The 24,555-nt window shown below is 68.6% G+C and carries 22 protein-coding genes; 12 read left to right on the top strand and 10 right to left on the bottom strand.

Features of this window, described 5'->3' with window-relative positions; all coding sequences use genetic code 11:
• Positions 1–88: 88 nt before the first annotated feature.
• The 3 genes from FHS98_RS09850 (at position 89) to FHS98_RS09840 (ending at position 2,718) form a co-directional block, all read left to right on the top strand.
• Positions 89–1,366, top strand: coding sequence for an MFS transporter (locus FHS98_RS09850; protein WP_167103708.1), 1,278 nt, complete (start codon positions 89–91; stop codon positions 1,364–1,366).
• Entirely contained in the window at positions 1,363–2,283 is a 921-nt protein-coding gene (cysK, locus tag FHS98_RS09845; protein ID WP_167103705.1) for a cysteine synthase A, read from the top strand. The genes FHS98_RS09850 and cysK overlap by 4 nt, the downstream gene beginning before the upstream one ends.
• A 258-nt stretch (positions 2,284–2,541) precedes the next feature.
• Positions 2,542–2,718 (top strand): hypothetical protein, encoded by a 177-nt coding sequence (locus FHS98_RS09840; RefSeq protein ID WP_208402170.1) that lies wholly within the window; start codon positions 2,542–2,544, stop codon positions 2,716–2,718.
• Positions 2,719–2,721: 3 nt separating this feature from the next.
• Here the strand turns inward: FHS98_RS09840 and FHS98_RS09835 are convergent, their stop codons facing one another.
• The 3 genes from FHS98_RS09835 to hisI all read right to left on the bottom strand — a co-directional run bounded on the left by FHS98_RS09835 (position 2,722) and on the right by hisI (position 5,387).
• A complete protein-coding gene (locus FHS98_RS09835) occupies positions 2,722–4,512 on the bottom strand; it encodes an acyl-CoA dehydrogenase C-terminal domain-containing protein (RefSeq protein ID WP_167103699.1) in 1,791 nt (596 codons plus the stop codon).
• A gap of 37 nt (positions 4,513–4,549) precedes the next feature.
• Positions 4,550–4,963: a MerR family transcriptional regulator gene (locus FHS98_RS09830; protein ID WP_167103696.1), complete on the bottom strand. Its 414-nt coding sequence runs from the start codon at positions 4,961–4,963 to the stop codon at positions 4,550–4,552.
• Between the two features lie 64 nt (positions 4,964–5,027).
• Positions 5,028–5,387: a phosphoribosyl-AMP cyclohydrolase gene (hisI, locus tag FHS98_RS09825; RefSeq protein WP_167103693.1), complete on the bottom strand. Its 360-nt coding sequence runs from the start codon at positions 5,385–5,387 to the stop codon at positions 5,028–5,030.
• Positions 5,388–5,484: 97 nt separating this feature from the next.
• Here hisI and purF point away from each other — a divergent pair, with 97 nt between their 5' ends.
• Both purF and FHS98_RS09815 read left to right on the top strand, forming a co-directional pair.
• Positions 5,485–6,942, top strand: coding sequence for an amidophosphoribosyltransferase (gene purF, locus FHS98_RS09820; RefSeq protein ID WP_167103689.1), 1,458 nt, complete (start codon positions 5,485–5,487; stop codon positions 6,940–6,942).
• A gap of 105 nt (positions 6,943–7,047) precedes the next feature.
• Positions 7,048–7,761 carry an SDR family NAD(P)-dependent oxidoreductase gene (locus FHS98_RS09815; RefSeq protein ID WP_208402169.1) on the top strand — a complete coding sequence of 238 codons (714 nt, stop codon included), beginning with the start codon at positions 7,048–7,050 and terminating at the stop codon, positions 7,759–7,761.
• A gap of 182 nt (positions 7,762–7,943) precedes the next feature.
• Here the strand turns inward: FHS98_RS09815 and FHS98_RS09810 are convergent, their stop codons facing one another.
• From FHS98_RS09810 to FHS98_RS09800, 3 genes are all read right to left on the bottom strand, one after another.
• Positions 7,944–8,975 (bottom strand): 2-oxoacid:ferredoxin oxidoreductase subunit beta, encoded by a 1,032-nt coding sequence (locus FHS98_RS09810; RefSeq protein ID WP_167103686.1) that lies wholly within the window; start codon positions 8,973–8,975, stop codon positions 7,944–7,946.
• Positions 8,972–10,870 (bottom strand): 2-oxoacid:acceptor oxidoreductase subunit alpha, encoded by a 1,899-nt coding sequence (locus FHS98_RS09805; RefSeq protein WP_167103671.1) that lies wholly within the window; start codon positions 10,868–10,870, stop codon positions 8,972–8,974. Before FHS98_RS09805 ends, FHS98_RS09810 begins: the two co-directional genes overlap by 4 nt.
• Before the next feature lie 120 nt (positions 10,871–10,990).
• Positions 10,991–11,896, bottom strand: coding sequence for an arginase family protein (locus FHS98_RS09800; protein ID WP_167103668.1), 906 nt, complete (start codon positions 11,894–11,896; stop codon positions 10,991–10,993).
• Between the two features lie 95 nt (positions 11,897–11,991).
• On the opposite strand from FHS98_RS09800, the gene FHS98_RS09795 reads away from it, so the two are divergent.
• The 7 genes from FHS98_RS09795 (at position 11,992) to FHS98_RS09765 (ending at position 18,407) form a co-directional block, all read left to right on the top strand.
• Positions 11,992–12,948, top strand: coding sequence for an alpha/beta hydrolase fold domain-containing protein (locus tag FHS98_RS09795; protein ID WP_167103665.1), 957 nt, complete (start codon positions 11,992–11,994; stop codon positions 12,946–12,948).
• Positions 12,945–13,415 carry an RNA pyrophosphohydrolase gene (locus FHS98_RS09790; protein ID WP_167103662.1) on the top strand — a complete coding sequence of 157 codons (471 nt, stop codon included), beginning with the start codon at positions 12,945–12,947 and terminating at the stop codon, positions 13,413–13,415. The genes FHS98_RS09795 and FHS98_RS09790 overlap by 4 nt, the downstream gene beginning before the upstream one ends.
• 19 nt (positions 13,416–13,434) lie before the next feature.
• The gene (locus FHS98_RS09785; protein ID WP_167103659.1) at positions 13,435–14,502 is read left to right on the top strand and encodes a DUF481 domain-containing protein; all 1,068 of its coding nucleotides are present in this window, start codon (positions 13,435–13,437) and stop codon (positions 14,500–14,502) included.
• A 50-nt stretch (positions 14,503–14,552) separates the two neighbouring features.
• A complete protein-coding gene (locus tag FHS98_RS09780) occupies positions 14,553–15,764 on the top strand; it encodes a hydrolase (RefSeq protein WP_167103656.1) in 1,212 nt (403 codons plus the stop codon).
• On the top strand, positions 15,761–16,774 hold the full coding sequence (locus FHS98_RS09775; protein WP_167103653.1) for an arginine N-succinyltransferase: 1,014 nt from the start codon (positions 15,761–15,763) through the stop codon (positions 16,772–16,774). Before FHS98_RS09780 ends, FHS98_RS09775 begins: the two co-directional genes overlap by 4 nt.
• Complete coding sequence (locus FHS98_RS09770; RefSeq protein ID WP_243847953.1) at positions 16,761–18,026, top strand: N-succinylarginine dihydrolase; 1,266 nt, start codon at positions 16,761–16,763, stop codon at positions 18,024–18,026. The genes FHS98_RS09775 and FHS98_RS09770 overlap by 14 nt, the downstream gene beginning before the upstream one ends.
• Positions 18,027–18,095: 69 nt before the next feature.
• Positions 18,096–18,407 (top strand): PilZ domain-containing protein, encoded by a 312-nt coding sequence (locus FHS98_RS09765; protein WP_167103650.1) that lies wholly within the window; start codon positions 18,096–18,098, stop codon positions 18,405–18,407.
• 3 nt (positions 18,408–18,410) lie between these two features.
• Here the strand turns inward: FHS98_RS09765 and FHS98_RS09760 are convergent, their stop codons facing one another.
• The 4 genes from FHS98_RS09760 to FHS98_RS09745 are packed head-to-tail and all read right to left on the bottom strand — an operon-like array spanning position 18,411 to position 24,539.
• Positions 18,411–19,394, bottom strand: a complete 984-nt coding sequence (locus FHS98_RS09760; RefSeq protein ID WP_167103647.1) for a DUF2891 domain-containing protein — start codon at positions 19,392–19,394, stop codon at positions 18,411–18,413.
• 11 nt (positions 19,395–19,405) lie between these two features.
• Positions 19,406–20,311 (bottom strand): 5-oxoproline transporter, DUF979 family subunit, encoded by a 906-nt coding sequence (locus FHS98_RS09755; RefSeq protein ID WP_167104224.1) that lies wholly within the window; start codon positions 20,309–20,311, stop codon positions 19,406–19,408.
• On the bottom strand, positions 20,308–20,976 hold the full coding sequence (locus FHS98_RS09750) for a DUF969 domain-containing protein (protein ID WP_167103644.1): 669 nt from the start codon (positions 20,974–20,976) through the stop codon (positions 20,308–20,310). Before FHS98_RS09750 ends, FHS98_RS09755 begins: the two co-directional genes overlap by 4 nt.
• On the bottom strand, positions 20,976–24,539 hold the full coding sequence (locus FHS98_RS09745) for a hydantoinase B/oxoprolinase family protein (RefSeq protein WP_167103641.1): 3,564 nt from the start codon (positions 24,537–24,539) through the stop codon (positions 20,976–20,978). Before FHS98_RS09745 ends, FHS98_RS09750 begins: the two co-directional genes overlap by 1 nt.
• Positions 24,540–24,555 lie beyond the last annotated feature (16 nt).

Genomic DNA, 24,555 nt, shown 5'->3' with positions numbered 1-24,555 from the left:
CGGTGGCGTAACGAAGGAAGCATCCCTAAGCGGGGATGAAGCCACGCTGCGGTTGCTTCCCCCTCACCGCCCGCCGTAAGGAACCGGCATGGAACAACCCAGTCATCCGTTCGCCTATCGAGACTTCCGATTCTATTGGGCGGCGCGGCTGATGTCGACGATCGCCCAGCTCTCGATGGTGATCGTGATCGGCTGGGAAGCCTATGACATCGCACGGCGCACCATGCCCGTCCACGAGGCGGCGTTGCAGCTCGGCTGGATCGGCGTCGCGCAATTCCTGCCGCTGGCGCTGCTCACGCTCATCACCGGATGGACCGCCGACCGGGTGGACCGCCGCTGGGTGGCCCGTGGCTCGACCTTGCTGGAGACGGGATGCGCCGCCACGCTGGCGCTGATGGCTTGGCACGGCACGACCACCCTCCCCGCCCTCTTCGCCGTCGCCGCCCTGCTCGGCGTCGCGCGCGCCTTCGCGGGGCCTGCCATCCAGGCGATCTCGCCCAATCTCGTGCCGCCGGCCGTGCTGCCGACCGCGATCGCGCTCAGTTCCATCGCGTGGCAGGGCGGATCGATCGTCGGCCCGGCGCTCGGCGGCTATCTCTATGCGGCGGCGGCATGGGTGCCCTTCGCGGTCAGCACCGTGCTGTTCACCGGCTGCTTCCTCTGCCTGATGATGCTCCGTCCGCTGCCCCGCCGCGCGATCGGCGGATCGAGCAATCCATGGGCGCAGATGATCGACGGGCTGCATTATGTCCGCCGCAACCGGCTGGTGCTGGGCGCGATCTCGCTCGATCTGTTCGCCGTGCTGCTGGGCGGCGCCACCGCGATGCTGCCGGTCTATGCCAAGGACGTGCTGCACGTCGGCGCGTCCGGCCTCGGCGATCTGCGGGCGGCCCCGGCGGCCGGCTCCGCGCTGACCGCGCTGTTCTTCGCCTTCCGGCCGCTCAAGCACAATGTCGGCGTGAAGATGCTGGCGGCGGTCGGCCTGTTCGGCGCGGCCACTGTCGGCTTCGGCCTGTCGCGCTGGATGCCGCTGTCGCTCGGCTGCCTCGCCATCCTCGGCGCGGCGGACATGGTGTCGGTCTATGTCCGCCAGTCGCTGATCCAGATCTGGACGCCGGACGAGATGCGCGGCCGCGTCGGTGCGGTGTCGTCGCTGTTCATCTCCGGCTCGAACGAGCTGGGCGAGGCGGAGAGCGGCTTCCTCGCGGCGCTGGTCGGCCCGGTGACGGCGGTGGTGGCGGGCGGCATCGGCGCGGTGCTGGTGGCGTTCGCCTGGTCCCGCTGGTTCCCCGAGCTGCGCCGCGCGCGTAGCTTCGATCCGCCCAAGAGCTTTGAAGACGTTCCTCTGGAGGAGAAAGCCGCATGAAAGCCGCAAGCATATTGGAGACGATCGGCGGCACGCCGCACATCCGCTTCGCGCGCCTGTTCCCGGACGCGGAAGTCTGGATCAAGTCCGAACGGACCAACCCCGGCGGCTCGATCAAGGATCGCATCGCGCTGGCGATGATCGAGGATGCGGAGAAATCCGGCAAGCTCAGGCCCGGCGGCACGATCATCGAGCCGACCAGCGGCAACACCGGCATCGGCCTCGCCATGGTGGCCGCGGTGAAGGGCTACAAGCTCATCCTCGTCATGCCCGAGAGCATGTCGCTGGAGCGCCGCCGCCTGATGCTGGCCTATGGCGCGACCTTCGATCTCACCCCGCGCGAGAAGGGCATGAAGGGCTCGATCGAGCGCGCGGCCGAGCTCGCCGCCGACATCGAGGGTTCGTGGATTCCCGGCCAGTTCGAGAATCCCGCCAATATCGACGTCCATGTCCGCACCACGGCGCAGGAGATCCTCGACGATTTCCGGGATGCCCCGCTCGACGTCATCATCACCGGCGTCGGCACCGGCGGCCACATCACCGGCGTGGCGCAGGTGCTCAAGCAGCATTGGCCGGCGCTCAAGGTGTTCGCGGTGGAGCCGACGCTCTCGCCGGTCATCTCGGGCGGCCAGCCCGGCCCGCACCCCATTCAGGGCCTCGGCGCGGGCTTCGTGCCGACCAACCTGCACACCCAGCTTCTCGACGGCGTGATCCAGGTCGAGGCCGCCGACGCCAAGGACTATGCCCGCCGCTCGGCGAGTGAGGAAGGCGTGCTGGTCGGCATCTCGTCCGGCGCGACGCTGGCGGCGATCAAGCAGAAGCTGGCCGAGCTGGGCAATGGCGTGAAGGTGCTCGGCTTCAATTACGACACGGGCGAGCGCTATCTGTCCGTGCCGGATTTCCTGCCGGAAGCGTGATCGATACCGCAAGGGTATCGGTCGATCGGCAGCGATGTTGACGGATGATGGCGGGATGAGCCGGCAAGCCCATCCCGCCTTTCTGGATTTGCCCCGGATCATCCGGGAATGCGGGAGGCTGCTGCTCGTCCTGACGCCCTTCAGCCTTTGCCTGCTGCTGTATGTTCTTCAGGACTGATCGGCCGTTCGTCGCGGCGTTTAGATTTGAGAGAGACATTCTCGCCTAGGACGCCCCTTCACGGCGATTCAGGACGAACGATGCGAAACGAAGTGATCGAGCGCGCAGCCGAGATCGAAGCCGCGATGGGGCGGCCCGATATCGACGAGGCGCTCAAGCGCTGGCAGGCGGCCGGAGGAGCCGTCGGCGGACGGTCGGCGGCGCCGTGGGTGTCGGTGGCCTTCCTGTTCGGCCGCCGGCTGCGCCTCGCCGCCTGACGCTCAGAACGCTTCCACCGGGAGCGCCATCACCGCCTCGGCCCCGCCCTCCAGCTTGCGGCGCAGCGCGCCGACATCGGGCAGCATCCGCTCCGCGAAGAAGCGGGCGGTGACGAGCTTGGCTTCGAGGAAGGCCTTGTCGCCTTCCCCCGCATCGAGCCCGGCCTGCGCCGCACGGGCCATCTTCAGCCACATCCAGCCGAGCGAGACGATGCCCATCATCGTCATCAGCGGATAGGCGGCCGCACCCGCGTTGTTCGGGTCTTTCATGCCATTCTGCATCAGCCACATCGCGCCCGCCTGAAGCTGGCCGACGGCCTTCTCCAGATGCCCGGCGAGGTCCGCCTGCGCGCTGCCCTTCGCCTCCGCGATATCGGCCGAGATCAGCCCGAACAGCGCCATCGCCGCCTTGCCGCCATGGCGCGGCAGCTTGCGGCCGACGAGGTCCATCGCCTGCACGCCGTTGGTGCCCTCGTAGATCATCGCGATCCGGGCATCGCGGACATATTGCTCCATCCCATATTCGCGGATGTAGCCATGGCCGCCGAACACCTGCTGGGCCTTGGTGGCGATCTCATAGCCGAGATCGGTCAGATAGCCCTTGATGACCGGGGTCACGAGCGAGATCAGCTCGTCCGCCGCCTCGCGCCCCGCCTCGTCCGGCGCCTTGTGCGACAGATCGACCTGCAACGCCCCCCACAGCACCAGCGCGCGCGCCGCCTCCAGCGAGGACTTCGCCTCCATCAGCATCCGCCGCACGTCGGGATGAACGAACAGCGTGTCGGCGGGCTTGTCGGGCTCGGCCGGGCCGGTGAGCGCGCGGCCCTGCCGCCGATCCTTCGCATAGGCGACGGCATTCTGATAGGCCGTCTCCGCGATGCCGAGCCCTTGCAGGCCGACGCCGAGCCGCGCCGCGTTCATCATGATGAACATCGCGGCGAGGCCCTTATTCTCCTCGCCCAGCAGCCAGCCGGTCGCCCCGTCATAGTTCATGACGCAGGTGGAGTTGGCGTGGATGCCCATCTTCTCCTCGATCGAGCCGCAGGAGACGGCGTTGCGCTGGCCCGGATTGCCCTCCGCATCGGGCAGGAACTTGGGCACGACGAAGAGCGAGATGCCCTTGCTGCCCTCCGGCGCGCCCGGCAGCTTGGCCAGCACGAGATGGATGATGTTCTCGGCGAGATCATGCTCGCCCGCCGAGATGAAGATCTTGGTGCCGGTGATCGAGAAGCTGCCGTCGCCCTTCGGCTCGGCACGCGTCTTGATGAGGCCGAGATCGGTGCCGCAGTGCGGCTCGGTGAGGTTCATGGTGCCGGTCCAGATGCCGGCCACCATCTTCGGCAGGTAGAGCGCCTTCTGCTCGTCCGAACCGATCGCCAGCAACGCCGCCATCGCGCCCTGCGTCAGCCCCGGATACATGGCGAAGGCCACGTTCGACGAGATCAGATATTCCTCGAATGCCGTCGAGATGACGTGCGGCAGCCCCTGCCCGCCGAACCGCTCCGGCGCGCCGAGCCCGATCCAGCCGCCCTCGGAAAGCTGGCGATAGGCATCGCGGAAGCCGGCCGGCGTCGTCACCGAGGCGTCGTCGTGCCGCGTGCAGCCCTCCGCGTCGCCCGGCTGGTTGAGCGGGAAGAACACCTCCGCGCAGAGCTTGCCGCCCTCCTCCAGGATCGCATCCACCATATCCGGCGTGGCCGCCTCGAAGCCCGGCAGATTGGCGTAACGATCCAGCCCCAGAACCTTGTCCAGCACGAAGCGGGTGTCGGCGATGGGGGGAGTATAGGTCGGCATGGATATTCTCCTGCGGATCGCTTCTTATAGGTGTCGCTCAGGCCAGGTCGGCGGCCTTCACCTGCTGGACGAAGAGGGCCAGTTCCTCGATCGCCGCGTCGATGTCGTGCCGCTGGCGCATCAGGCTCGCGACTCGCGACTCGCACTTGGCGATCGTGACGCGGCGCTGCTCCTGCCGGCCGTCGCCGACATCGTAGAGGTCGATCATCTCGCGGATTTCGGCGAGGCTGAACCCCACGCGCTTGCCGCGCAATATCCACGCCAGCCGCGCCCGATCGCGCTTGGAATAGACCCGCGCCAGCCCGATCCGCTCGGGCGAGATCAGCCCCTCGTCCTCGTAGAAGCGCAGCGCGCGGGCCGTGACGCCGAATTCCTCGGCGAGATCGGTGATCGTGTAGCTGTCCCGATTATGCGCATCGGGCGTGTCGATGGTGGCGGGATTGAAGCTCATGGAGGCGATGCTAGTTGACGTTTACGTCAACTGCAATGGGTCATCGCGTCCCCGGTTCGATCCTCTAAATCCGTTCCAGCCGGCCATCGGCGACGCGCCGATAGAAGCAGCTCGGCTCACCGGTGTGGCAGGCGGGGCCGGCCGGATCGACGATCAGCCAGATCGCATCCTGATCGCAATCCACCCGCATCTCCCGCACATGCAGCACATGGCCGGATGTCTCGCCCTTCTTCCACAGGCGCCCGCGCGAACGGGACCAGAAATGCGCCTCGCCGGTCGCCATCGTGCGCTCCAGCGCTTCGGCGTTCATATGCGCGAGCATCAGCAGCTCGCCCGTTCCGGCATGGCTCGCCACCGCCGTAATCAGGCCGTTGGCGTCATATCTGGGGGCAAGCACGGTGCCCGTTTCGCGATCGTTGGACATGGCGGGATGGCTACTCTTGCCGGAAGGGGGCGACAAGTCCGTGACAACACCCTATATGCGCGCGCAACCCCAATTCAGCCGCGACGGAACGCCCTCAATGCTCACGACTCATCCCTTCGATGACGACAAGCTGCGCGAGGAGTGCGGCATCTTCGGCATCTATGGCGGCGAAACGGCCGCCGCCGTCGTCGCGCTGGGCCTGCACGCGCTCCAGCATCGCGGCCAGGAAGCCGCCGGCATCTCCGCCTGGGACGGCAAGGGCTTCCACACCCATCGCGCCATGGGCCATGTCGCCGGCAATTTCGACCGTGACGACGTGATCCGCGGCCTGCCGGGCAAGGTCGCGATCGGCCATGTCCGCTACGCCACCACCGGCGACACGGCGCTGCGCAACGTGCAGCCGCTGTTCGCGGAGCTGGCCTCGGGCGGCTTCGCCGTCGCGCACAACGGCAACATCTCCAACGCGATGAAGGTCCGCCGCGATCTCGTCCGCCGCGGCTCGATCTTCCAGTCGACCAGCGACACCGAGGTCATCATCCACCTCGTCGCCACCTCGACCTACCGCACCCTGCTGGATCGCTTCATCGACGCGCTGAAGCAGGTGGAGGGCGCCTACAGCCTCGTCTGCCTGACGCCGGAAGGCATGATCGCCTGCCGCGATCCGCTGGGCATCCGTCCGCTCGTCATGGGCCGCCTCGGCGACGCGACCATCTTCGCTTCCGAGACGGTGGCGCTCGATATCGTCGGCGCGACCTTCATCCGCTCGGTCGAGCCGGGCGAGATCGTGATCGTGTCGGACAAGGGCATCCGCTCGCACCGTCCGTTCGCGCCGATCGCGCCGCGCCCGTGCATCTTCGAGCATGTCTATTTCTCGCGCCCCGATTCGATCGTGGACGGCACCAGCGTCTATTCGGTGCGCAAGCGCATCGGCGCGGAGCTGGCCCGCGAGAACCCGATCGAGGCCGATTATGTCGTCCCGGTGCCGGATTCGGGCACGCCCGCCGCGATCGGCTATGCGCAGGAGAGCGGCATCCCGTTCGAGCTGGGCATCATCCGCTCGCACTATGTCGGCCGCACCTTCATCCAGCCGGGCGACGGCATCCGCCACCTCGGCGTGAAGCTGAAGCATAACGCCAACCGCTCTCTGATCGACGGCAAGCGCCTCGTCCTCATCGACGATTCGATCGTGCGCGGCACCACCAGCCTCAAGATCGTGCAGATGCTGCGCGATGCCGGCGCCAAGGAGGTGCATATGCGCATCGCCTCGCCGCCGACGCGCCACTCGTGCTTCTACGGCGTCGACACGCCGGAGCGCGCCAAGCTGCTCGCCGCCCAGATGTCGGTCGCCGAGATGGCGGATTACATCAAGGTCGACAGCCTTTCCTTCCTCTCGATCGACGGCCTCTACCGCGCGCTCGGCGAGGAAGGGCGCGACGAAGGCAAGCCGCAATATTGCGACGCCTGCTTCACCGGCGATTATCCGACCCACCTGACCGATCAGGAGGATGTCGCCCCGGCCGACCAGCTCTCGCTGCTCGGCGAACGCGCGGCATAAGGTCCACAATCCCGTTCGCACTGAGCTTGCCGAAGTGCGTGCCCCAGGCGCAGCGTTCGCTGCACGTCCTTCGACAAGCTCAGGACGAACGGAGTTTCGAGTGTGATGATCGATAAGCCCCTCTCCGGCCAGACCGCGCTCGTCACCGGCGCGTCGCGCGGCATCGGCGCGGCCACGGCGGAGGCTCTGGCCGCGCTGGGCGCGCATGTCGTGCTGACGGCCCGCACCTCGGGCGGGCTGGAGGAGCTGGAGGAGCGCATCCATGACGCGGGCGGCTCCGCCACCATCGCGCCGATGGACCTGACCGAGAGCGACTCGATCGCCCGCTTGGCGACCGCCATCGGCAGCCGCTGGGACGCGCTCGACATCCTCGTCCTGAACGCAGCGATGCTGGGCGAGCTCGGCCCCGTCTCCTCGATCGACGGCAAGCAGTTCAACAGGCTGCTGACGCTCAACCTGCTCGCCAATCAGGCGCTGATCGCCAATTTCGATCCGCTGCTCCGCAAGTCCGAGCGCGGGCGGGTGGTGGCGCTCACCTCCAGCGTGGGCGCGAAGCCCCGCGCCTATTGGGGGGCCTATGGCGCCTCCAAGGCGGCGCTGGAGACGCTGGTGCTCGCCTATGCCGACGAGGTGGAGCAGCTCGCGCCGATCCGTGTTGCCATCGTCGATCCGGGTGCGACCGCGACGGCGATGCGCCACAACGCCTATCCGGGCGAAGACCCCGCCACGATCCAGCAGCCAGCCGAAGCGGGCGCCGCCATCGCGAAGCTCATCACCGACGATTTCGAGACCGGCCACCGTACCCGCATCGGCGGCTGAGGACGTCCTGCCCTAACGAACCGGCTCTTTCCCAGCCCTCCTTTCTTTCGTCATCCCGGACTTGATCCGGGATCCATTCACGCAGCGCCCCTTCTTCTCACGGAACGCGAATGGACCCTGACCTTCGTCAGGGTGACGGAAGACGCGTCGGGGGCAAAAAGACCCCCAACCCCGCCCCCCCCTCAAATGGCGTGCGGCTCCTTCTCGACCATCCAGGTCTGCCCCTTGGAGATGAGCGCCTGAAGGTCCGGCTTCTTGCCTTCCGACGCGCGGGCGTTCTGCTCGATCACGGCGCTCTCGAAGGTCGGCGCGGGAGACTGGTAGATCACGCCGAGCGCCACCGGATGGGCGCCGGATGGCATGGTCACGAGCATGTTCGCGATGGAGCGGTTGGTCTCGTCATGCACGAGCACGCCCGCCGCCTTCCAGTCGCCGCCCGCGACGTCCACCACCTTGAGCGCCAGCGCCTTGGCGTCGAGCGCAAGGCCCTTGAGCCCGCCGTCGAACAGCATCGGTTGCCCATGCTCCAGCCAGACCTGCCGGGCGGCGGCTTCCTTCTTCTCGGTGAAGGGGGCGAACACCTCGTCATTATAGACGATGCAGTTCTGGTATATCTCGACGAAGCTCGCGCCCCTGTGAGCATGGGCCGCCTTGAACACGCCGGGCAGATTCTTGTGGACGTCGATCCCCCGCGCCACGAAGCGCGCGCCCGCGCCGAGCGCGAAGGCGCAGGGGTTCACCGGCCCGTCCACCGATCCGAACGGCGTCGAGGGCGAGCGCGTCCCCGTCCGCGAAGTCGGCGAATATTGGCCCTTGGTGAGCCCGTAAATCTCGTTGTTGAACAGCAAAATCTGGCAATCGAGATTGCGCCGCAGCAGGTGCAGCGTGTGGTTGCCGCCGATCGAGAGGCCGTCGCCGTCGCCGGTGATGATCCACACGTCCAGATCGGGATTGGCGAGCTTCACCCCCGTCGCCACCGCCGGCGCGCGGCCGTGGATGGTGTGGAAGCCGTATGTCTCCATGTAATAGGGAAAGCGCGACGAGCAGCCTATGCCGGAGATGAACACCGTGCTCTCCGGCCTCACGCCCAGATCGGGCATGGTGCGCTGGATCGCCTTCAGGATCGCATAGTCGCCGCAGCCGGGGCACCAGCGGACCTCCTGATCGCTCTCCCAGTCCTTGGGCTTGCTGGTCACCGGGGTCATGTCGTTCATGAAAGCGCCCTCTCGATGGCGGCTTCGATCTCGGCGATGCGGAAGGGCTGGCCCGACACCTTGCTGAGCGGCCGGGCATCCACGAGGAACTGATCGCGCAGCACCGTCTTGAGCTGGCCCGTGTTCATCTCGGGCACGATGATCGCGCCGAAGCTCCGCAGCAGATCGCCGAGATTGGCCGGCAGCGGCCAGATATGGCGGAGGTGGATGTGGCTGACGTCCAGCCCCCTCGCCCGCGCCCGGCGGACCGCCTGATGGATCGGCCCGAAGGTCGATCCCCAGCCGACCACCACCAGCCTGCTCCCCGCCTCGCCCAGCGCGATCGATTGCGGCGGGATGTGCGCGGCGATGCCGTCCACCTTGGCCTTGCGCGCGTCGGTCATCGCCTGATGGTTGGGCGGGGCATAGTCGATATTGCCGCTGCCCTCCTTCTTCTCGATGCCGCCGATGCGGTGGAGCAGGCCGGGCGTGCCGGGCTTCACCCAGGGCCGCGCGCCCTTCGCGTCCCGCGCATAAGGAAGGAAGGCCTCGCCCTCGGCCGGAGGATCGGTGCGGAAGCTCACCGGGAAAGCCTGATAGGCCGCCATGTCCGGCACCTTCCACGGCTCCGCCGCATTGGCGATATAGCCGTCCGTCAACAGCATCACCGGCGTCATGAATTGCGTGGCGATGCGGCAGGCCTCGATCGCGCAATCGAAGGCGTCGGCCGGCGAGGCGGCGGCGATCACCGGCATCGGCGCATCGCCGTTGCGGCCATAGACCGCCTGATACAGGTCCGACTGCTCGGTCTTGGTCGGAAGCCCGGTCGACGGGCCGCCGCGCTGCGAGTTGACGATGACGAGCGGCAGCTCGGTCATGATCGCCAGCCCCATCGCCTCGCCCTTGAGCGCGATGCCCGGCCCCGAGGAGGAGGTGACGCCCAGTTTCCCCGCATAGGAGGCGCCGATGGCGGACGCGATCGCCGCGATCTCGTCCTCCGCCTGAAAGGTGGTGACGCCGAACTCCTTGAGGCGCGACAGGTGATGCAGGATCGCGGAGGCCGGCGTGATCGGATAGCCGCCGAAGAACATGTCCACGCCCGCCAGCTTCGATCCCGCGACGAGGCCGAGCGAGATGGATTCCGCGCCCGTCACCGTGCGGTAAAGGCCGGGCTCGGCGGGCGCCGGCGCGACATGGTGCTGGTGCAGGCCCCGCGCCGCGTCCGCGCCGATCTCCGCCGTCTCGCCGAAGGCATGGCCGGCATTGAGCGCCGCTATATTGGCCTCGGCCAGCTCGGGCGACTTGGCGAACTTGGCCTGGAGCCAGTGGACGATCGGCTCGCGCGATCGATCGAACATCCAGAGCGCGAGGCCCAGCGTCCACATATTCTTGCAGCGCAGCGCCTCCTTGTTGCCGAGGCCGAACGGCTTCACGGCATCCATGGTGAGCTGCGAGATGTTGAAGGACATCAACTGCCAGCGGCCGAGGCTGCCGTCCGTCAGCGGATTGACGCCCTCGGGATAGCCCGCCTTGGCGAGGTTGCGGGCGGTGAACTCGCCCTCGTCGGCGATGATGAGGCCGCCCGGCTTCAGCGCCTCGGCATTCACCTTGAGCGCCGCCGGGTTCATCGCGACGAGCACGTCCGGCTGGTCGCCCGCCGTCTCGATCGCGGTCGAGCCGAAATTGATCTGGAAGGCGGAGACGCCGAAGGTCGTGCCCTGCGGCGCGCGGATCTCGGCCGGGAAATCCGGGAAGGTGGCGAGATCGTTGCCGGCGAGCGCGGTCGAGAGGGTGAACTGCCCGCCGGTCAATTGCATCCCGTCGCCGGAGTCCCCGGCGAACCGCACGACGATGGACTCGGGCGCCGGATGTGCGGAGGCTTCATGGGGGGTCAGTTCACGCGCGGCTGTGGCCATGTTCCGAAAACCCTGGAAGGCGATACGGTACACGCGCCAACAACGCTAGCGCGAAGCGGATGATTCATGTCGTAAGCCTCTCAGCGGAAAGGCTCAATGAAGAAAAGATCCAGCCCGCGCTCAACCTGACCTGGTGTGTTCATCGGCCAACACTCGCATCGACATGGCGTGACGCCGCGCGATCGCCATGCGATCTGTGCCATATCCTCCGCCCAGCACGCTCGCGAGGGGCACTTGATTTTGCTGCGCTTGCAGCATGACGAAGCGATCCCGCGCTTCCAGCCCCGCGTCGGTCAGCGAGAGGCGGCCCAGACGATCCGCCTCATGCGGATCGATGCCCGCCTGATAGAGGATGAGATCGGGCCGCACCGCCTTCATCAATGCGGGCAGGTGCCGCGCCAGCGCGTCGAGATAGGCCGCGTCCCCCGTCCCGTCCGGCAGCGCTACGTCGAGGTCCGAACGGGCCTTGCGCGCCGGGAAGTTGCGCTCGCCGTGCATGGAGAAGGTGACGATGTCGTCCCGACCGGCGGTGAGCGCCGCGGTGCCATCGCCCTGATGGACGTCCAGATCGACGATCAGCACGCAGCGGACCGTCCCCTCCGCCACCAGCCGGTGCGCGGCGATGGCGAGGTCGTTGAACACGCAATAGCCCGCGCCCGTGTCGTAGAGCGCATGATGGCTGCCGCCCGCCCCGTTCGCGGCATAGCCCGTCCTGAGCGCCAGCCGCGCCGCGAGCCAGGTGCCGCCGGGCGAGAGCTGCGAGCGGCGGGAGACGCGGGGCGTGACCGGGAAACCGATCCGCCGCTCCTTCTCCGCCGGAACGGTGCAGCTCAGCACCTGCTCGACATAATCGGGATCATGGACGGCATCGATCCACGCGCGCGGCATCGGCCCGGGGCGGTGGACCTCATAGGCCGTGCCCGCCTCGTCCAGCGCCATCATCACGAGACCATATTTGTCGAACAGCATTCCCGTGCCGGGCGCTCCGGGCGCGACATAGCCGGGGTGGTGGACGATGTGCAGCACGAGGCCTTCCTAGAAGGATTTGCGCGGGCGCGGAACGGCGCTCGACTTCCCCCGCCGCGCCGCCCTAAGGAGAGCGCGCGCACAAGGAGCCGTCCGTGACCGAAGCCTTCGTCCGACCCGACGTCGCCACCTTCCTGAGCTATCTGAACGCCGTCCCCGGACCGAAGGTGCAGGATCTGAAGCCCGTCGACGCCCGCGAGATGGTGCGCGCGATGCGCGGCGTCGCCGATCTCGACACCGGCCCGCTCGCCGTACTGCGCGATCTCGTCATGCCGGGGCCGGGCGGCGGCGACATTGCGCTGCGCCTCTTCGACGCCCGTGAGCATCGCGAGCCCGGCCCGGTGATGGTCTTCTTCCATGGCGGCGGCTGGGTGCTGGGCGATCTCGACACCTACGAAGCGTTGTGCGCGGAAATGGCGCGCGGGCTCGACATGCCGGTGGTCTCGGTCGACTATCGGCTGGCGCCCGAGCATCCGTGGCCGGCCGCGCCGGAGGATTGCGAGGCGGCCGCGCGCTGGGTGGCGGACGCTCCGCAGACGCTCGGCCTCTCGCCAACCGGGCTGGTGCTGGCCGGCGACAGCGCGGGCGGAACGCTCGCCATCGTCGCCACCATCGCGCTCCGGGACAGGCCCGCCGCCGTGCCGGTGATCGCGCACTGGGCGATCTATCCGGCCGCCGATCTGGTGACGCATTATCCGTCCTATTCCGAGTTCAAGTCCGGCTTCTTCCTCACCGACGAGGCGATGCGCTGGTTCAACGACTGCTATGCGCCCGACGCCACCGACTGGCGCGGATCGCCGATGCAGGCGCCGCTCGCCGGGATGCCGCCCGCGCTGGTGACGACCGCCGGCCTCGATCCGATCCGCGATCAGGGGCGCGCTTATGTCGCCACCCTCGCGCGGGCGGGCGTCTCCGTCAGCTTCCGCGAGGCGGCCGGCAACATCCACGGCTTCCTCAACCTGCGCCGCGCCATCCCTTCGTCGAGCGGGGATCTCGCGCTCAACCTCGCCGCGCTCAACGCCCTCCTTGCCGAAACGGGACAGCCATCGTGACCACCGACCTCCCCTATCGCCCCGCCGCCGGGATCATGCTGCTCAACGCCGGGGGCAAGGTCTTCGTCGGCCAGCGCCTCGATTCGACGCTGGAGGCCTGGCAGATGCCGCAGGGCGGCATCGATCCGGGCGAGGAGGCCGAAGCCGCCGCCCTGCGGGAACTGGAGGAGGAGACTGGCATCCCCGCCCGCCTCGTCACCGTGATCGCGCGGGCGGAGAAAGACCTCGACTATGATCTCCCGGCCGATCTGGTCGGCAAGCTCTGGAAGGGGCGCTATCGCGGCCAGCGGCAAGCGTGGTTCCTGATGCGCTTCGAAGGCACCGACGCCGACGTGAAGCTGGAGACCGCCCACCCCGAGTTCCGCGCCTGGAAATGGGCCGAGCCCAGCGAGCTTCCCGACATGATCGTGCCCTTCAAGCGCGAGCTGTATGAAAATGTGCTCCGCGCCTTTGCGCATCTGATCTGATAAATTAGAGCTTGTCGGCATGAGTCGTGCGCGTCGCTTCCTTCTGCTGTCCTGCGGGCTGATCGGAACGGCGGCGAATGCGCAGATGACGGAGACGAGTTCGCTCGCCCGGCCCGAGCCCGAAATCCCGATCATCTGGCTCGCGCCGCCGCCCACGGACATCGCCATCGAGGATCAGCGCCTGCCGGTGCTGACGCTGGTCCTGCCGCCGCCGCCCAACCCCAACGCCGTGGCCCTGCCGCCCGCCGCCCGCGCGCTGCTGGAGCAGGCCATGAGCAAGGGCTCGGCCGAAAGCTTCGCCGCCGTCGAGAAGCTGGCCCGCGAGACCTATCCCAATGGCGGCGCCCAGATCGACGCGCTGACGGCCGAGAACGCCGCCAACATCGCCGAGAAGAAGGCGGCCGAGGCCCGCGCCAAGGCCGACGCGCTGGCCGCCGCCTCCTTCCTCGACAACTGGAAGGGCGAGGTCGAGGTGGGCGGTTCCCTCCAGACCGGCAACACCCACAACATCGCGGTCTACGGCTCGCTGAAGCTCACCCGCGAGGGGCTGCGCTGGCGCAACGCGCTCACCGCCCGCGCGGATTTCCAGAAGACCGACGGCATCACCTCCACCGATCGCGACAGCATCGCCTATCAGCCGCAATACAAGTTCGACGAGCGGCTCTATCTCTACGGCCTCGGCCAGTTCGAGCATGACCGCTTCACCGGCTACGACCAGCGCTACACGGCGGGCACCGGCCTCGGCTATCGCCTGCTGCCGGGGCCGAAGATCCAGGTCGATGTGGAAGGCGGCCCCGCCGTCCGTCAGACGCGCTTCATCGACGGCGGCCACCGCACCGACTTCGCGGGCCGCGGATCGCTGAGCGTCGCGTGGAAGCCCAATCCGAACGTCCAGCTCACCCAGAGCACGCAGGTCTATTTCGAGACGGGCAACAACAATATCGTCTCCACCACCTCGCTCGACACCAAGCTGTTCGGGCCGCTCAAGGCGCGCCTCTCCTACAACGTCACTTATGAGCGCGAGACGACGGATTCCGCCAAGAATCTCGATACGACCAGCCGCGCCTCGCTGGTCTACAGCTTCTGACGCGATCCACGCGATTTGCCCCGGAGCGCGCTTCGTTCTAAGCCCGCCCCATGTTTTCGCTTCGCGCAGAGCACCGCCTCATCCTCGATCGCGCGGCCGGTCAGCCGATGCTGGAGCAGACGCTCGATTGGGCCGCCATCAACAGCGGAACGGGCAATCTCGCCGGCCTGAAGACGGTGGCCGGCAAGCTCGCGGACGCCTTCTCCGCGCTGCCGGGCAAGGTGGAGCTGCTGGCGGCCGATCCGGTCGAGAGCATCCTCCCCGACGGCGCGACCCGCGCGATCAAACGCGGCCGCAACCTCCATCTCGCAGTGCGGCCCGCCGCCCCGGTGCAGCTCCTGCTGACCGGCCATATGGACACCGTGTTCGCCGCCGACCATCCCTTCCAGAAGACGGTGACGCTCGACGACGGGCGCATCAACGGCCCCGGCGTCGCGGACATGAAGGGCGGCCTCGCCATCATGCTCGCCGCGCTGACCGCGCTGGAGGCGAGCCCGCTCCGCGATCGCGTGGGCTATGAGGTCGTCATCAATTCGGACGAGGAGACCGGCTCCCACGGCTCGGCCGGGCTGATCGCGCGTGCCGCGAAGGGCAAGGTGGCGGCGCTCACCTATGAACCCTCGGCGCGGCCCGACGGCCTGCTGGCGGGGGCGCGGCCGGGCAGCGGCAATTTCTCGATCATCGTCACCGGCCGCAGCGCCCACGCCGGGCGCAACCCGGAAGACGGCCGCAACGCCGTGCTCGCCGCCGCCGATCTCGCGCTGCGCCTCGCCAAGGCGGCCGGCCCGCGCCTCACCGTCAATCCCGCCAGGATCGACGGCGGCGGACCCAACAACGTCGTGCCCGATCATGCCGTGCTCCGCGTCAACCTGCGCCCCACCGCGCCGGAGGACGAGCTGCGCGCCAAGAGCCATATCGACGCGGCGATCGCGATGGTCGCCGCCGAGCATGACGTCCACATCCACATGCACGGCAGCTTCGCCCGCCCGCCCAAGCCGCTCGGCCCCCAGACCGAAAAGCTGTTCGAGCTGGTGCGCGAGTGCGGCGAGGCGATCGGGCAGACCATCGCCTGGGCGCCCAGCGGCGGTGTATGCGACGGCAATAATATAGCGGCCGCGGGCGTGCCCGTGGTCGATACAATGGGCGCCCGCGGAGGCGCCATTCACTCCGGGGAGGAATTTCTGATCGTCGAGAGCCTGGCCGAAAGGGCCCGCCTGTCCGCGCTTGTCTTGCTGGAACTGGCCGAGCGAGGCCGCGCATGAGCTTCCGCATCCGCGCATCCCGCATCGCCGATATCGGCTCGCTCTACGAGCTGGCCAAGCTCACCGGGGGGGGCTTCACCAACCTGCCGCCCGACCGCGACGCGCTGGCCGCCAAGCTCGCCCGCTCGGCCCATGCCTTCGCCAAGGAGGCCGACACCACCGGCGACGACATCTATGTCCTGATGCTGGAGAACAGCGAGACGGGACAGGTGCGCGGCACCGCGCAGGTCTTCTCCAAGATCGGGCAGCACTGGCCCTTCTACAGCTATCGCACCGGCGTGCTGAGCCAGACCAGCCAGGAGCTCGGCCGCACCTTCCGCGCCGAGATGCTGACGCTCACCACCGATCTGGAGGGCTCGTCCGAAGTGGGCGGCCTGTTCCTCCACCCGCGCGAACGCGCCGGGGGGCTCGGCCTGCTGCTCGCCCGCTCGCGCTATCTCTTCATCCGCCAGCACCGCCGCCGCTTCGGCGACCGCGTGATCGCGGAGCTGCGCGGCGTGATCGACGAGGCGGGCGGATCGCCCTTCTGGGACGGGCTCGCCGGCAAATTCTTCGGCATGAGCTTCCAGGAGGCGGACCAGTTCAATGCCGTCCACGGCAACCAGTTCATCGCCGATCTGATGCCCAAGCACCCGATCTACACCGCCATGCTGCCCGAGACGGCGCGCGCGGTGATGGGGATGCCCCACCCGACCGGCCGCGCCGCGATGCGGATGCTGGAGGGCGAGGGCTTTGCGCACGAAGGCTATATCGACATCTTCGACGGCGGCCCCAGCATGGCGGCGGCGACCGACCAGATCCGCACCGTCCGCGATGCGGCGGACGCGAAGATCGTCGCCATCGACGCCGAAGGCGGCCAGCGCGCGCTCGTGTCCCATGGGCGATTGCAGGATTTCGTGGCCATCCACGCGATGATCGAGGAGCGCGACGGCGGCATCGCCATCAGCGCCGAGAGCGCCGCCCTGCTGGGCGCGTCGGTCGGAGACGAGGTGGCCTATGCCGTCCGTTGAGCCCGGCCGGATGGTCGAGATCAATTTCGACGGGATCGTCGGCCCCACCCACAATTATGCGGGCTTGAGCCTCGGCAATCTCGCCTCGAAGAAGAATGCGGGGCAGGCGTCGCACCCCCGCGCGGCGGCGCTTCAGGGCCTCGCCAAGATGCGGGCGAACCTCGCGCTCGGGCTGACGCAGGGCATCCTCCTGCCCCATCGCCGGCCGGACGGCGAGTGGCTCGCCTCGCTCGCGACCGACGTGGCGAACGCCGGGCCGCTCTGGCCGGCGGCGACGTCCGCTTCGGCGATGTGGGCGGCCAATGCCGCGACCGTCTCGCCCGCCGCCGATACGCGGGACGGCCGCTGCCACCTCACCGTCGCCAATCTGGTGACGATGCCGCACCGCAGCCATGAATGGCCGGGCACGCTGGCGCAGCTCCGCCTCGCCTTCGCCGACGAGCGCGCCTTCGCCGTGCATGGCCCCGTGCCCGCCCCCTTCGGGGACGAGGGCGCCGCCAACCATATGCGCCTGTGCGAGCATCATGGCGCGCCCGGCGTCGAGGTGTTCGTCTATGGCGAGGGCGGAGGCCCCTTCCCCGCCCGCCAGCACCCGCAGGCGAGCGCCGCCATCGTCCGCCGTCATGGGCTCGGGCAAGCGCTGTTCGTCCGCCAGTCGGACGAGGCGATCGCGGCCGGCGCCTTCCACAACGATGTCGTCGCCGTCGCCAACGAGCGCGTGCTGTTCGCCCACGAACATGCCTTCGCCGACAAGCACCGCTTCTTCGCGGACCTGCGCGAGCGGCTGCCCTCGGTCGAGATCATCGAGGTGCCGGCCGAGGCGGTGAGCCTCTCCGACGCGATCGCCAGCTATCTGTTCAACGCCCAGCTCGTCACGCTTCCCGATGGCGGCGGCATGGCGCTGATCCTGCCGACCGAGGCGCGGCATGTCGGCCGCGTGTGGCAATGGCTGGAGGCGCTGACCGCCGGCAACGGGCCGATCCGCCGGCTGATCCCGGTCGACGTGCGCGAATCCATGGCCAATGGCGGCGGCCCCGCCTGCCTGCGCCTGCGTGTCGTCTGCGATCCGGCGACGGTGGACCCGCGCTTCCTCGTCGACGAGGCGAAGCTCGATCGCCTCGCCGGCGTGATCGAGGCGCATTGGCCCGAGCGCGTGACGACCGCCGAGATCGAGGCGCTGGGCGCCTGGCCCGCCGCGGTCGAGGCGCGCAAAGCCCTGCTGGAAGCGCTGGATCTGGGGGAACTCGTCTAAAGTCTTAACCCGCCTTTAGCACTTCCTGTGGCATGAACATCGGCGACGACGCCCATAGGAGACGAGCGTATGGCAGCATCGGCGTTCGAGTTGCCGCAGGACAAGCGTGACAACAAGCGTTCGCGTTTGCTGCTGACCGCCCGGATGGAATGCCATCAGGGCGTCGTCGAGGTGCATCTGCTGAACATCTCCCATTCGGGCGCGAAGCTGGATGCCGACGAGCCGCCGGCGCGGGATGAGCGCGTCGTGCTGATCCACGAGGATCTGCGCGTGGAAGGCCGGGTCGCCTGGGTGGAGGATCACCGCTTCGGCGTGGCGTTCGACAATCCGATCGACGAACGCCATATCATCACGCGCGGGCAGCAAAAGCTTTCGGGCTGAGCCTCAGCCCCGTTCCAGCGCGAGCAGGGCGAAGGTGGCGAGCCAATGCTCGCCCATATAATCGCCCTCGACATGCGGCAGGCTGGCGGAGAGATGCCGCTCCGCCGCCTCCTCCGCGATGGCCGCGACCGGATGCTCCGCGCCCAGCGCCGCCGCGATCCCCCGCCAGCACCACGCCCGGCTGAGATTGAGCCCGTCGAGATGGGCGATCTTGCCGTCGCTCCGATCCGAAACATGGGCCGGGGTGAACAGCGTCGCCGGCCTGCGATCCCGTGCGTCGGGAAGGAAATCCGCGAACCATGTCGCGAACGCCGCGCCATCGAGGAGCCGGCTCATCAGCAACGCCTCGATCAGCGCGGGCGACAGGAAATCGTCGCCGCTCGGCTCCCACGCCTGGCAGGCGCGATCCTCGCCATACCATGCACGGGCGCGTTCGCCGATCAGCGTTGCCAACCCGGCATCATGGGTCCGCGCCCAATCGAGCGCGAGGACGAGCCCGAACGCCGTGTTGAAATGCCCCCCGCTCCTGATCGCATAAGTGAGCTTCGGCAGATAAGCCCTGAACCTGTCGGCGAAAGCACGCGCGAGGGGCTCCAGCGTCGCCCCCCATGGGGTCCGCTCCGCCTCGCCATGCAGCGCCAGCAGCCACGCCCAGCCATAAGGCCGCTCGAACCCGGCCGAGGCGGGGCGCTCCAGATAGGCGAGTTCGCCCGCCACCTTCTCCGGCACCAGCATCTCGTCGGCGCGTGCCGTGATGGCGGCCGCTTCGGGCGTGTCGGGAAAGAGCCGGCGGATACGCAGCAACTGCCACCAGCCATGCACGCAGCTATGCCAGTCGAAACTGCCGTAAAAGATCGGATGCAGATCCGAAGGGCTCCGCACATCCTCCAGGCCCGCCATCACATGATCGAGCTTGTTGGGATATTCCCGCCCGACATGGCCCAGCGTCAGGCGTGCGAAAAGCGCGGCGGTCTCAACGGAAAGCATCGTTCGTCCTTCTAGAAAGCCAGCCAGACCATCAGCGCGATGTTGACCGCGAGCAAGGGCAGCGCCGTCGCCATCTGCGCGCGGACCACGCCGTTGCGGTTCCGCAATTCGAGAAGAGCGGCCGGTACGATGTTGAAATTGGCTGCCATTGGCGTGAGCAATGTCCCGCAGAAGCCGGACAGCATCCCGATCGCGCTGATCGCCGCCGCATTGCCGTGATGCCCGTGGATCAGCAGCGGCAGCCCCACCGCCGCCATCATCACCGGGAAGGCCGCGAAGGCATTGCCCATCACGATGGTGAACAGCGCCATGCCCACGCCATAGACGATCGCCGCGCCGATCAGGCTCCCCTCCGGGATGACGGCCCCCAGCAACGTGCCGACCACTGTCCCCACGCCGGACAGCGCGAAAATCGCGCCGAGGCTCACCAGCATCTGCGGCAACACCGCCGCCCAGCCGATCGAATCCATCAGCCGCAGCCCTTCGCGGAACGGCGTCTGCGGCCGGGGACGGAGCCAGAGGCACGCGATACCGAGCGCCACCACCACGCCCGCGACGAGCGCGACCAGCGTCGCCTGCTGCGGATCGAGCCAGCCGGGCCGCGCGCGTGCCAGCAACGTTCCGCCCAGCGCCGCCGCGGGGACGATCAGCACGGGGACGAACAGGGCGTCGCCGCGCGGCGCGACACCGTCCTCCATGGCCCGCGCCGGGCGCATCAGCCCCGTCCCCGCGATCGCGACGAGACCGAGCGCCAGCACGCCATTGCCGATATCGCCGATCCGGTCGCCCAGCAGGAAGCTCAGCGCCATGAGCCCCCAGAAACCGGCATTGCCCGGCCGCCGATCCCGAACCGACAGCAGGGCGTAGAGCCCGAACAGCAGCCCCGTGGCGATATAGACGAACGGCAATCCGATCACGCCGCGCGCTTCCTCGCCAGCCGCCGGTCGAGCCACCAGAGCCGCGCCCCGTGGATCAGGAAGGCGGCGATCGCGCTCGGGATCGCCCACAGCGATAGCTGGAACGGCTCCAGCCGGATGCCATATTGCTCCAGCAGCCCCTTCATCAGCAGGATCGAGCCGATCGCGAGGAAGATATCCTCGCCGAAGAACAGGCCGACATTGTCCGTCGCCGCCGCGAGCGCCCGGATGCGCTCGCGCTCGGCTTCGTCCAGTCCGCCCGTCTGGCGTTCCGCCAGCGCCTCGGTCATCGGCGCGAGCAGCGGCCGCACCGTCACCGCCGGCCCCGCGATGGTCGTGAGCCCCACGGCCGCGCTCAACTGCCGGAACAGGAGATAGACCATCAGCAACCGGCCCGCCGTGGCCTGCCCGAACCGTTCGATCAGCGCCCGCGCGCGGGCCTGAAGGCCATAGCGCTCCAGCAGCCCTATCAGCGGCAGGATGACCCAGATAACAGTGATATAGCGCGTATTGTTGAAAGCCTTTCCGAAGGCTGCAAGAATGGCCAGCGGGTCAAGCCCCGCCGCCAGCCCCGTCACGGCGGCGGAGGCCGCCACCACCAGCAGGGGATTGAAACGCAACAGGAAGCCGAACGCGATCACCGCGATCCCGGCCAACACCAGCATCAGCGCGCCGCCCCATAGCCGCCGCCGCCCGGCGTCTCGATCACGAAGCGATCCCCCGCATCGAGCTGGACGGACGCCGTGGCGGGCAGGGGCTCGATCCGCCCGTCCGCGCGCTCGACCCGGTTGAGGCCGGGAGCGCCCATGCCGCCGCCTGCCAGCCCGAACGGCGCAACGCGGCGGCGATTGGCGAGGATGCCCGCCTGCATCGGCTCCCGCGCGCGGATCGCGCGGACGGTGCCATCGCCGCCCTGATGCGCGCCCTCCCCGCCGGAACCGCGCCGGATGCGGAATTCGTCGAGCAGCACGGGGAAGCGCGTCTCCAGCACCTCGGGATCGGTGAGGCGGCTGTTGGTCATGTGCGTCTGCACGGCGGACGCGCCGTCGAACCCCGGCCCCGCGCCCGCGCCCCCCGCGATCGTCTCATAATATTGGACGCGGGCATTGCCGAAGGTGAAGTTGTTCATCGTCCCCTGCGCCGCCGCACAGGCGCCGAGCGCGCCGAACAGGGCGTCGGTGATGACCTGGCTCGTCTCCACATTCCCGGCGACCACGGCCGCCTCCGGCCCCGGATCGAGCATCGATCCTTTCGGCACGACGATCTCCACGGGCCGCAGGCAGCCGTCGTTCATCGGGATCGGCTCGTCCACCAACGTGCGGAAGACATACAGCACCGCCGCACGAACGATCGACCGTGGCGCATTGAAATTGCTCGGGAGTTGCGCGCTGGAGCCGGTGAAATCGACACGGGCGGAGCGCGCCTCCCGATCGATGGAGACGGCCACGCGCACCACGGCCCCGTCGTCCATCTCATAGGCGAAATGCCCGTCGGACAGGCGCGTCAGCAGCGCGCGGACGGCCTGCTCGGCGTGGGACTGGACATGGCCCATATAGGCATCGACGACATCCTTCCCATATTCGCCCGCGATCCGCAGCAGCTCGGTGCCGCCCCGCGCGCAGGCGGCGAGCTGGGCCTGGAGATCGGCGACGTTCTGGTCCGGGTTGCGCGCCGGCCACGCGCCCGAACCGAGCAGCGCCCGCACATCCTCTTCGAGGAAGCGCCCGCCGGCGACGATCCGCACGGCATCGAAGATCACGCCCTCCTGCTCGACCGACGTGCTGCCCGGCGGCATCGATCCCGGACTGATCCCGCCGATATCCGCATGATGCCCCCGCGCGGCGACGAAATAGTCGGGCCGGTCGCCCCCTCCTACGAACACCGGCATGACGACGGTGATGTCCGGCAAGTGGGTGCCCCCGTCATAGGGGGCGTTGAGGGCATAGGCGTCGCCGGGCTTCAGCACGTCGCCATGGCGCGCGATCACCGCCCGGATGCTGTCCCCCATCGATCCCAGATGGACGGGCATATGCGGCGCGTTGGCGATCAGGCAGCCGCCGGCGTCGAAGATCGCGCAGGAGAAATCGAGCCGCTCGCGAATGTTGACGGAGGCCGCGGAATGTTGAAGCGCCGCCCCCATCTCCTCCGCGATCGCCATGAAAAGACCGGAGAAAATCTCCAGCCGAACCGGATCGAGCGCCGTCCCGCCGCCCTGCGTCCCGGATCGGGCGGCCGCGCGGTGGAGGATCAGGTTACCCTGCCCATCGACCGAGACGGTCCAGCCGGGCTCCACCACCGTGGTCGAAACCGCGTCGACGATCAGCGCCGGACCGGCCGTCGACCAGCCCTCGGGGAGATCGTCGCGCTGATAGAGCGGCGCCGCGACCGGCTCGCCCCCCATGAAGGCCGCGACCCTCGCCTGAGGAAGAGGATCGGTCTTGCCGGAAGACGGCGCGGGATGGACGGACTCGTCCGAACGGGCGACAGCCTCGATCTGGAGCATGTCCAGCACCAGCGCGCCCTCGCCGACGAAACCGAAGCGTGCGCTGTGCCGCTGCTCGAAGGCGGCGCGCATGGCGTCGACCGTTCCGAGCGGGACTTCGATCAGGCTGTCCGCGCTCGCATAGCGGATATGCGCCCGCCCGACGATGTCCACCCGAGGCGCGTCGAGCGCGGCGCGGGCTTCCGCCCCCAGCCGCTCCGCCTCGGACGCGATCGCCGCGCCGTGCGCCGCATCGAGCGGCAGCGCCACGGTGCGCTCGCGCAGCACCGCGCGATCCGCCAGCCCCATGCCATAGGCCGACAGAACGCCCGCATAGGAATGGATCATCACGCGCTCCATGCCGAGCGCATCGGCGACGAGGCAGGCATGTTGCCCGCCCGCGCCGCCGAAACAGACCAGCGTGTACCGCGTGACGTCATGGCCCCGCGCCACCGAGATGCGCTTGATCGCGTGCGCCATGTTGGCGACGGCGATGGCGATCATCCCCTCGGCGATCTCCTGCGGGGACTGGCGATGGCCGGTCTCCGTCTCCACCGCGTCGGCCAGCGCGTGGAACAGCGCCCGCACCCGATCGGCATCGAGCGGCCGGTCCCCGCCGGGACCGAAGACGGCCGGGAAGAAATCGGGCTGCACCTTGCCCAGCAGCACGTTGCAGTCGGTGACCGTCAGAGGCCCGCCCCGCCGATAGCTCGCCGGCCCCGGCACCGCGCCCGCCGACTCCGGGCCGACACGGAAGCGCCCGCCCTCGAACCGGCAGATCGATCCGCCCCCGGCCGCGACCGTGTGGATGCGCATCATCGGCGCCCGGATGCGCGCGCCCGCCACCACCGTCTCGGTGTCGCGCTCATAGTCGCCGGCATAATGCGACACGTCGGTCGAGGTGCCGCCCATGTCGAAGCCGATCACCCGTTCGAAGCCCGCCGCGCTCGCGGTGCGCGCCATCCCGACAATGCCGCCGGCCGGGCCGGACAGGATCGCGTCCTTGCCGCGCAGCGCCGCGCCCTCGATCAGCCCGCCGTTGGACTGCATGAAGAGCGGCGCCTGCCCTTCGCCCAATGCCCCCGAGAAGCGCTCGACATAGGCGCCGATCACGGGCGAGAGATAGGCGTCCACCACCGTGGTATCGCCGCGCCCGATCAGCTTGATGAGCGGGCCGACCTCATGGCTGACCGAAATCTGGGTGAAGCCGATCTCCCGCGCGATCCCGGCTAGCGCAGCCTCATGCGCCGTGTGGCGATAGCCATGCACCAGCACGATCGCGATGGCGCGAAGGCCTCGGTCGAACGCGGCTTGCAGATCGCGGCGGGCGGCCTCCGCGTCGAGGGGGCGGAGCACCTCGCCCTCCGCCGTCACCCGCTCGTCGATCTCCACGACATCGGCGTGGAGTGGCCCGGGAAGCCGGATATCGAGCGCGAAAAGGTCCGGCCGCTCCTGATAGCCGATGGTAAGGGCATCGCCGAAGCCACGGGTAATCGTCAATAAAACCGGCTCACCCTTCCGCTCCAGCAGGGCGTTTGTGGCAACCGTCGTGCCGATCCGCACGTCGAGCGGCGGCAGTGGCCCATCCGCGATCCCGGTGAGGCGACGGATGCCCTCCACCGCCGCGTCCTCATAGCGGTCGGGATTTTCGGAGAGGAGTTTGGCGGTTCTTATGCCGCCGTCGGGTGCCCGCGCGACGATATCGGTGAAAGTTCCGCCGCGATCGATCCAGAAACGCCATTCCATCCCCGCCTTCTTGGAA

Origin of the sequence: Sphingomonas oligoaromativorans (assembly GCF_011762195.1) — a bacterium.
Lineage (GTDB): Bacteria > Pseudomonadota > Alphaproteobacteria > Sphingomonadales > Sphingomonadaceae > Solisphingomonas > Solisphingomonas oligoaromativorans.
This window is presented reverse-complemented; position numbering and strand designations above follow the sequence as displayed.

Excerpts from the sequence above, each read along its gene's own strand:
- FHS98_RS09815 (WP_208402169.1), top strand. The coding sequence starts at position 7,048 with ATGATCGATAAGCCCCTCTCCGGCCAGACCGCGCTCGTCACCGGCGCG.
- FHS98_RS09840 (WP_208402170.1), top strand. The coding sequence starts at position 2,542 with ATGCGAAACGAAGTGATCGAGCGCGCAGCCGAGATCGAAGCCGCGATG.
- FHS98_RS09785 (WP_167103659.1), top strand. The coding sequence starts at position 13,435 with ATGAGTCGTGCGCGTCGCTTCCTTCTGCTGTCCTGCGGGCTGATCGGA.
- FHS98_RS09835 (WP_167103699.1), bottom strand. The coding sequence starts at position 4,512 with ATGCCGACCTATACTCCCCCCATCGCCGACACCCGCTTCGTGCTGGAC.
- FHS98_RS09780 (WP_167103656.1), top strand. The coding sequence starts at position 14,553 with ATGTTTTCGCTTCGCGCAGAGCACCGCCTCATCCTCGATCGCGCGGCC.
- cysK (WP_167103705.1), top strand. The coding sequence starts at position 1,363 with ATGAAAGCCGCAAGCATATTGGAGACGATCGGCGGCACGCCGCACATC.
- FHS98_RS09765 (WP_167103650.1), top strand. The coding sequence starts at position 18,096 with ATGGCAGCATCGGCGTTCGAGTTGCCGCAGGACAAGCGTGACAACAAG.
- FHS98_RS09750 (WP_167103644.1), bottom strand. The coding sequence starts at position 20,976 with ATGCTGGTGTTGGCCGGGATCGCGGTGATCGCGTTCGGCTTCCTGTTG.
- FHS98_RS09850 (WP_167103708.1), top strand. The coding sequence starts at position 89 with ATGGAACAACCCAGTCATCCGTTCGCCTATCGAGACTTCCGATTCTAT.
- purF (WP_167103689.1), top strand. The coding sequence starts at position 5,485 with ATGCTCACGACTCATCCCTTCGATGACGACAAGCTGCGCGAGGAGTGC.
- hisI (WP_167103693.1), bottom strand. The coding sequence starts at position 5,387 with ATGTCCAACGATCGCGAAACGGGCACCGTGCTTGCCCCCAGATATGAC.
- FHS98_RS09830 (WP_167103696.1), bottom strand. The coding sequence starts at position 4,963 with ATGAGCTTCAATCCCGCCACCATCGACACGCCCGATGCGCATAATCGG.
- FHS98_RS09810 (WP_167103686.1), bottom strand. The coding sequence starts at position 8,975 with ATGAACGACATGACCCCGGTGACCAGCAAGCCCAAGGACTGGGAGAGC.
- FHS98_RS09770 (WP_243847953.1), top strand. The coding sequence starts at position 16,761 with ATGCCGTCCGTTGAGCCCGGCCGGATGGTCGAGATCAATTTCGACGGG.
- FHS98_RS09760 (WP_167103647.1), bottom strand. The coding sequence starts at position 19,394 with ATGCTTTCCGTTGAGACCGCCGCGCTTTTCGCACGCCTGACGCTGGGC.
- FHS98_RS09805 (WP_167103671.1), bottom strand. The coding sequence starts at position 10,870 with ATGGCCACAGCCGCGCGTGAACTGACCCCCCATGAAGCCTCCGCACAT.
- FHS98_RS09775 (WP_167103653.1), top strand. The coding sequence starts at position 15,761 with ATGAGCTTCCGCATCCGCGCATCCCGCATCGCCGATATCGGCTCGCTC.
- FHS98_RS09745 (WP_167103641.1), bottom strand. The coding sequence starts at position 24,539 with ATGGAATGGCGTTTCTGGATCGATCGCGGCGGAACTTTCACCGATATC.